Annotated in this window: 7 protein-coding genes; 4 read left to right on the top strand and 3 right to left on the bottom strand. The window is 71.1% G+C overall.

Features of this window, described 5'->3' with window-relative positions:
- On the top strand, window positions 1-1,011 hold a 1,011-nt coding region (locus JOZ00_RS03780; RefSeq protein WP_293339824.1), incomplete at its 5' end, for a transketolase C-terminal domain-containing protein.
- On the opposite strand, the gene JOZ00_RS03775 is transcribed toward JOZ00_RS03780, so the two are convergent.
- The 3 genes from JOZ00_RS03775 to JOZ00_RS03765 all read right to left on the bottom strand — a co-directional run bounded on the left by JOZ00_RS03775 (window position 1,012) and on the right by JOZ00_RS03765 (window position 3,915).
- Window positions 1,012-2,292 (bottom strand): ribonuclease D, encoded by a 1,281-nt coding sequence (locus tag JOZ00_RS03775; RefSeq protein ID WP_293339821.1) that lies wholly within the window; start codon window positions 2,290-2,292, stop codon window positions 1,012-1,014. It lies immediately after the preceding gene.
- 1 nt (window position 2,293) lies between these two features.
- Window positions 2,294-2,947, bottom strand: coding sequence for a DUF3000 domain-containing protein (locus tag JOZ00_RS03770; protein WP_293339818.1), 654 nt, complete (start codon window positions 2,945-2,947; stop codon window positions 2,294-2,296).
- Window positions 2,948-3,093: 146 nt separating this feature from the next.
- Window positions 3,094-3,915, bottom strand: coding sequence for an enoyl-CoA hydratase/isomerase family protein (locus JOZ00_RS03765; RefSeq protein ID WP_293339815.1), 822 nt, complete (start codon window positions 3,913-3,915; stop codon window positions 3,094-3,096).
- A 103-nt stretch (window positions 3,916-4,018) separates the two neighbouring features.
- On the opposite strand from JOZ00_RS03765, the gene hemE reads away from it, so the two are divergent.
- The 3 genes from hemE to JOZ00_RS03750 all read left to right on the top strand — a co-directional run.
- On the top strand, window positions 4,019-5,089 hold the full coding sequence (hemE, locus tag JOZ00_RS03760; protein WP_293339812.1) for a uroporphyrinogen decarboxylase: 1,071 nt from the start codon (window positions 4,019-4,021) through the stop codon (window positions 5,087-5,089).
- A 50-nt stretch (window positions 5,090-5,139) separates the two neighbouring features.
- Entirely contained in the window at window positions 5,140-6,516 is a 1,377-nt protein-coding gene (locus JOZ00_RS03755) for a protoporphyrinogen oxidase (RefSeq protein WP_293339827.1), read from the top strand.
- Window positions 6,517-6,521: 5 nt separating this feature from the next.
- Window positions 6,522-6,911 (top strand): chlorite dismutase family protein (locus JOZ00_RS03750; RefSeq protein ID WP_293339809.1); only part of this gene is annotated, 390 nt, incomplete at its 3' end.

Below are 6,911 nucleotides of genomic sequence, written 5' to 3'. Positions count from 1 at the left end.
GGCCGGGCCACCAAGGTGGCCGGCCCCGGCTGGACCGCGACGTTCTCCGAGTCGCTGATCGAGTACGCAAGAAAGCGCCGCGACATCGTGGCCATCACCGCGGCCATGCCGGGCCCCACCGGGCTGTCGCCGTTCGGGGAACGGTTTCCGGATCGGTTGTTCGACGTAGGCATCGCCGAGCAGCACGCGATGACGTCGGCGGCCGGCCTCGCCATGGGCGGGATGCACCCGGTGGTCGCCATCTACTCGACGTTCCTCAACCGGGCCTTCGACCAGATCATGATGGACGTGGCGCTGCACAAGCTGCCGGTCACCATGGTGCTCGACCGGGCCGGCATCACCGGCTCGGATGGCGCCAGCCACAACGGAATGTGGGACCTCTCGCTGCTGGGCATCGTCCCCGGCATGCGGGTGGCCGCGCCCCGCGACGCCGCCCGGTTGCGGGAGGAACTCGCCGAGGCGCTCGACGTCGACGACGGCCCCACGGCGCTCCGGTTCCCCAAAGGCGATGTGGGCGAAGACATTCCGGCGCTCGAGCGGCGCGGCTCCGGCATCGCGGGCATCGACGTGCTCGCGGTCCCCGCCGAGGGCTTACACAAGGATGTGCTGCTGGTGGCGGTCGGCGCGTTCGCGCAAATGGCCCTGGCCGTGGCCAAGCGGCTGCACAACCAAGGGATCGGCGTGACGGTGATCGACCCGCGGTGGGTGCTGCCCGTGTCCGAAGGCGTTCTCGAGCTGGCGGACCAGCACAAGCTGCTGGTCACCCTGGAAGACAATGGGGTCAACGGCGGCGTCGGCACGGCGGTTTCCGGTGCCTTGCGGCGCGCGGAGATCGACGTGCCGTGCCGCGACGTCGGGCTGCCGCAGGAGTTTTACTCCCACGCCTCGCGCGGTGAGGTACTGGCCGATTTGGAGCTGACCGATCAGGACGTGGCCCGCCGGATCACCGGTTGGGTTGCCGCGCTGGGTGGCGACGTCTCCGAAGCGGTGATCCGCGAGCACCTCGACTAGCTATTCGTCGGGCGCTTCGGGTGTCTCGGCGGCCTTCTGCAGCGCCCCCGCCAGCGCCGGATCCGTCAGCTCGCGCTGCCACGGCCGCGCCTGGCCGGCGCGCAGGAAATCGTCGACGGCCGCCAGTGGGTCGGCCGGGGGCTCCCAATCCCAGCACAGCCGTCGCACCAAGTCGGGCGAGACCAGGTTTTCGGTCGGCACATGAACCCGCTCCGACACCTCCGCCAGCGCCGCTCGCGCCGCCTCCAGCCGCGCGGCCGCTTCGGGTTTGCGCCGGCTCCACCGCGCCGGCGGCGGCGGCCCGTTCGGCGCCTCGGCATCGTCGGTCGGGGTCTTGTTCTTGCGCGCGGCTTCCAGCGCTGCCAGCCAGGTGGCGGCGCTGCGCCGTTGGTTGCGCCCGCCGAACACCGGTAAGGCGGTGAGGTCCTGGACGGTCTTGGGGTCGGCGAGAGCGGCTTCGATGATCGCCGAGTCCGGCAGAACGCGCCGCGGCGCGATGTCACGGCGCTGGGCGATGTGGTCGCGGGTCGTCCACAATTCGCGGACGGCTGCCAGGGCGCGCTGATCGCGCACCCGATGGATGCCCGACGTCCGTCGCCAGCGGTCGCGTCGCGGCGCGGCCTCCCTGGAGCCGACGGACCGCAGGTAGTCGAATTCCTGTGTGGCCCAATCTGTTTTGTGTTGGCTGGCCAGCTCATCGGCGATCGCCGCGCGCAGCTCGATCAACAGTTCCACGTCCAGGGCCGCATAGTTGAGCCAGTCCTCGGGCAGCGGGCGCTTGGACCAGTCGGCCGCGCCGTGGCCCTTGGCCAACCCGAAGCCCAGCAACCGCTCGACCATGGTCGCCAGGTTGACCCGCTCGAACCCGGCCAACCGCCCGGCGAGCTCGGTGTCATACAGCGCCGGCGGCCGCAGCCCTACCTCCGCCAGGCACGGCAGGTCCTGGTCGGCCGAGTGCAGAATCCATTCGTCCTCGCCGAGCACCTCGGCGACCGGCCGCAGGGCCTCCACCGGGTCGGCCCCGTGGCTCACCGGGTCGATGAGCACCGTGCCGGCGCCGGCGCGCCGAATCTGGATCAGGTACGCCCGGTTGGAATAGCGGAATCCCGACGCGCGTTCGGCGTCCACCGCGAACGGTCCGCGCCCGCGGCCGAGCAGTCGCGCGGCCTCATCGATCTCGCGGACGCTCACCGAGAGGTCGGGAATTCCTTCGGTCGGGTGCGGGAGCGGGGTGGGCTCGGCTTCGGTGCTGCCGGGCTCATCGGCTGCCGGGTCGCCCATGTCAGGCGCGTGACCGCGAGCTCAGATCGGTGATCCCGGTTGGCGGCAAGCCGGCAGCGTGTTCCAGTACCTCGCAGAACGCCTCGACGTGAACGCCGACGGCGGGGGTGGTCGCGGTCCACGACGCCCGCAGCTCCAGCTGGTGGGCGCGCGGCGGGCCTGAGATGTCGCCGTAGCGCACCGATGTGGTGGCGGTGACCGTGCCGCCCAGGGCGGTGACCTGCTCCATCCGAGATTCCAGCGCGTCCACCAGCCAGCTCCACGCCACCTCGGGCAGCAGCGGGTCGACGGCCTCGGTGGAGTCCAGGTCGGCCTGGATGTAGGCGACGAGGCGGATGGTGCCGTCCCACGCGTCGGCGCCCTCGGGGTCGTACAGCAGGATCAGGCGGCCGAAGGCGTCGCCGTCGGATCGCTCCGGGACGATCTCGAGGTCGGGGTGTTTGACCTCGGCTCCGAGCGCATAGCTATAGGGCGCGAGGCGCTGCGGCGGCCGGATGGGGCCCAGTTCGAGCTCCGGCCGCACGGTCACGGCGCTCATCGCCGCCACCGCCTCGCGGAATGGGGCCGGTTCAGTCGACGTCACTGGAAGCCGCTCCTCTTCATCGCACCACGCTTCGTCGTCGCGGCCCGGCTGTTTGGCGCCCCTCCTCTGCATCGCACTCGCTCTGCATCGTCGCTGGCGCAGGTCACAGCATTTGACGGTAGACCTTACGACCGACACGCGGTACTCGGCGCGCCGAGTCGGCGAGCCGTCGCGACCAAGCCGTTACCAGACCTCATCTTCGCCGGTATTTAGCCAGGTCAGGTGGTACTTCCACCGGTGAATCGGGCCGGCCGCTTCTCGCGGTGCGCGGCCAGGCCCTCCTGCACATCGGGGCCGCTGAAGCTGAGGAATTCCAGGCCGACCGACGTTTCGAAGGTGGGGCCCATCATGCGGTACCAGTGGTTGAGGCTGTGCTTGGTCCAGCGAATCGCGTTCTGCGCGCCCTGGGCCAGGTTCTCGGCGATCCGGGTCGCGGTGGTGAGCACGTCGTCGTCGTCGACGCACAGCGACACCAGGCCGATCCGTTCGGCCTCCTCGCCGAGCAGCGTCTCGCAGGTCAGCAGGTAGTACTTGGCCTTGGCCATGCCGACCAGCAGCGGCCAGCAGATGGCCGCGTGGTCGCCGGCCGCCACGCCGAGTTTGGTGTGCCCGTCGATGAGCTTGGCGGTCCGGCCGGCCACCGAGACGTCGGCGAGCAGGGCCACCACCAGGCCCGCTCCGACCGCCGGTCCGCGGATCGCCGACACCACCGGGGTGTCGCAGTTGATCAGGTTGTGCACCAGATCGCGTGCCTCGCGCATGATGCGGATGCGGCCCTCGTAGTCGCCGATGGTCTCGGCGATCAGGTCGAAGCTGCCGCCGGAGGAGAAGGCCTTGCCCTCGCCGCGGACCAGGACGACGCGCACGGCAGGGTCGCGGTCGATCACCGGCCAGATGTCGGCCAGGTCGCGGTGCATCTGCGGGCCGACCGAGTTCAGCCCGGGGGAGTCGAGAACCAGCGTCAGCACGCCATGTTCGGCGAGCTCGCAGCGCAGGCTGGGGAACTCGTCGTAACTCACTGGTGGGTGGCTGACCGGCATCTGCGAGCTCCTGACTCTTCGAACGGCTGCGGTGGTTGATAGTACGCAGCGCTGCGACGAGCAATCCGGCTACCACTTCGCCGTCGTGGCAGCATTGAGGCCGATGAACGTTCCTTATAGTCCTGCGCGTACCCGCCGCGACCTTCCCGAGGCGCCGTACCTGGCCGCGGTCACCGGTCGCAAACCCGGCCGGCTGCCGGTGTGGTTCATGCGGCAGGCGGGTCGCTCGCTGCCCGAATACCGGGCGCTGCGGGCCCAGCACGACATGCTGGCGGCCTGCTTCGACGCCGAGTTGGTCTGCGAGATCACCCTGCAACCGGTACGTCGCCACGACGTCGACGCGGCGATTCTGTTCTCCGACATCGTCGTCCCGCTGCGCGGCGCGGGCATCGACCTGGACATCGTCCCCAACGTGGGCCCGGTCATCGCGTCGCCGGTGCGCACCGCGGCCGATGTCAACGCGGTGAAACCCCTTGACCGGCAACGGGTTCAGCCGGTGTCCGACGCGGTCACGCTGCTGGTGGCCGCACTCGGCGGCGTCCCGCTGATCGGGTTCGCCGGTGCGCCGTTCACCCTGGCGTCCTACCTGATCGAGGGCGGCCCGAGCCGCCACCACGCCCGCACCAAGGCGATGATGCTGGCCGAACCCAACAGCTGGCATGCGCTGATGGAGAAGCTGACCGACATCACCGTCGGCTTCCTGCGTACCCAACTCGACGCCGGCGTGGACGCCATCCAGGTGTTCGACTCGTGGGCCGGCGCGCTGTCGTTGTCCTCCTACCGCAGCTACGTGCAGCCGCACAGCGAGCGGGTCTTCGCCGCGCTGGCTGACTACGGGGTGCCGATGACCCACTTCGGGGTGGGCACCGCCGAGCTGCTGGGGGCGATGTCGACCGTCGGGGCCACGGTGGTGGGGGTGGACTGGCGGACGTCGCTCGCCGATGCGGCGGCCAGGGTCGCACCCGGGACGGCGCTGCAGGGCAACCTCGACCCGGTGGTCCTGATGGCGGGCTGGCCGGCGGTGGAGAGGGCCGCGCGCGCCGTGGTCGACGACGGTCGCCGCGCCGTCGACGCCGGGGCGAGCGGTCACGTCTTCAATCTCGGTCACGGCGTGTTGCCGGAGACCGACCCCGGCGTGCTCACCGATCTGGTGGCGCTGGTCCACTCGCTATGAGCCCGTCCGGCGACGATGCGGGCCGGGACGGCCAGAGGAGGAGCCGGACAATCGGTCGCAGCTCGTATTGCGTTGTGGGGGGTGGCATTTCGGGGCTGACGGCGGCCTACCGGCTGCGCGTTGCCGTCGGCGACGATGCGGCCATCACGCTGTTGGAACCCTCCGACCGGCTCGGCGGCATCCTGCGCACCGAGCTGGTGGGCGGGCAGCCGATGGACCTGGGCGCCGAGGCGTTCGTGCAGCGCCGGCCCGAGATGCCGGCGCTGCTCGCCGAACTTGGCCTGTCGCAGCGCCAGGTGTCCACCACCGGCGCGCGGCCCCTGATCTACAGCGGCGGCGAGCTGCACGTGTTGCCCACCGGCACGGTCGTCGGGATTCCGGCGTCGGGGAGCTCGCTGGCCGGACTGGTCGACGACGCCACCATCGCGCGTGTCGACGCCGAACCCGCTCGGCCGCTGGACTTTGCGCCCGGCAGCGACCCCGCGGTGGCCGAGTTGGTGGGCGAGCGGTTTGGCGAGCAGGTCGTGTCCCGGTCGGTCGATCCGCTGCTGAGCGGGGTGTACGCGGGCTCGGCGGCGACCATCGGCCTGCGCGCGGCCGCCCCTACGGTGGCGGCGGCGCTCGACCGCGGCGCCACCAGCCTGACCGACGCCGTCCGGCAGGCGTTGCCGCCGGCCACCGGCGCGCCGGTGTTCGGCGCGCTCGACGGCGGCTACCAGGTGCTGATCGACGAACTCGTCCGGCGCGCCAGGCCGCGCTGGGTGCGGGCGGCGGTGCACGGGCTCGAGCGCACCGAATCCGGCTGGACGCTGCTCGACGACACCGGAGCCGGCTGGCACGCCGACGCGGTGATCCTGGCCGTCGGCGCTTCCCGCCTCGCGTCCCTGGTCGGCGAGATCGCCCCGCGCACTGCGGCGGCCGCAGGCCGGATCACCAGCGCGTCGTCGGTGGTGCTGGCGCTGGCGGTTCCCGGCGACACCCCGTTTCCCGAGTGTTCGGGCGTGCTGGTGGCTAGCGGCGAGCGGTTGCGGGCCAAGGCCGTGACCCTGTCGTCTCGCAAGTGGGGCGCCCGCGGGGACGTGCAGCTGTTGCGCTTGTCGTTCGGCCGGTTCGGCGACGAGCTGGCCCGAACCGCCTCCGATGAAGACCTGCTGGGATGGGCGCTGAGCGACCTGGTCGACGTGTTCGGGTTGAGCGTCGACCTCGTCGACGCCCGCGTGCAGCGCTGGATCGACGCGATGCCGCAGTACGGGTCCGGTCACGCGGAGCTGGTCGCCGAGTTGCGCGCGGGCCTGCCGCCGACGCTCGCGGTGGCCGGCAGTTACCTCGACGGCATCGGCGTGCCGGCGTGTATCGGGGCGGCCGGCCGCGCGGCCGAACGCGTGACCAGGGCCGTCGGGGACTCCGACGCGCAAGTGGCACGATAGATCTCATGGCCAAACTCGACTACGAGACCCTGAATACGACGATCCGCTACCTGATGTTTTCGGTGTTCTCGGTCGAGCCCGGCGAGCTCGGGGAACAACGCGACGCCGTGATCGATGAGGCGACCCGGTTTTTCAAGCAGCAGGAGGAGCGCGGCGTCGTGGTGCGCGGCCTCTACGACGTCGCGGGCCTGCGGGCCGACGCCGACTTCATGATCTGGACCCACGCCGAGCGGGTCGAGGCGCTGCAGGCCACCTACGCCGACTTCCGGCGGACGACCGCGCTCGGACGGGTGAGCGCGCCGGTGTGGAGCAGCGTCGCGCTGCACCGGCCCGCGGAGTTCAACAAGAGCCACATCCCGGCGTTTCTGGCGGGCGAGGACGCCGGCGCCTACATC

Origin of the sequence: Mycobacterium sp., assembly GCF_019243155.1 — a bacterium.
In the GTDB taxonomy this organism is placed as follows: domain Bacteria; phylum Actinomycetota; class Actinomycetes; order Mycobacteriales; family Mycobacteriaceae; genus Mycobacterium.
This window is presented reverse-complemented; position numbering and strand designations above follow the sequence as displayed.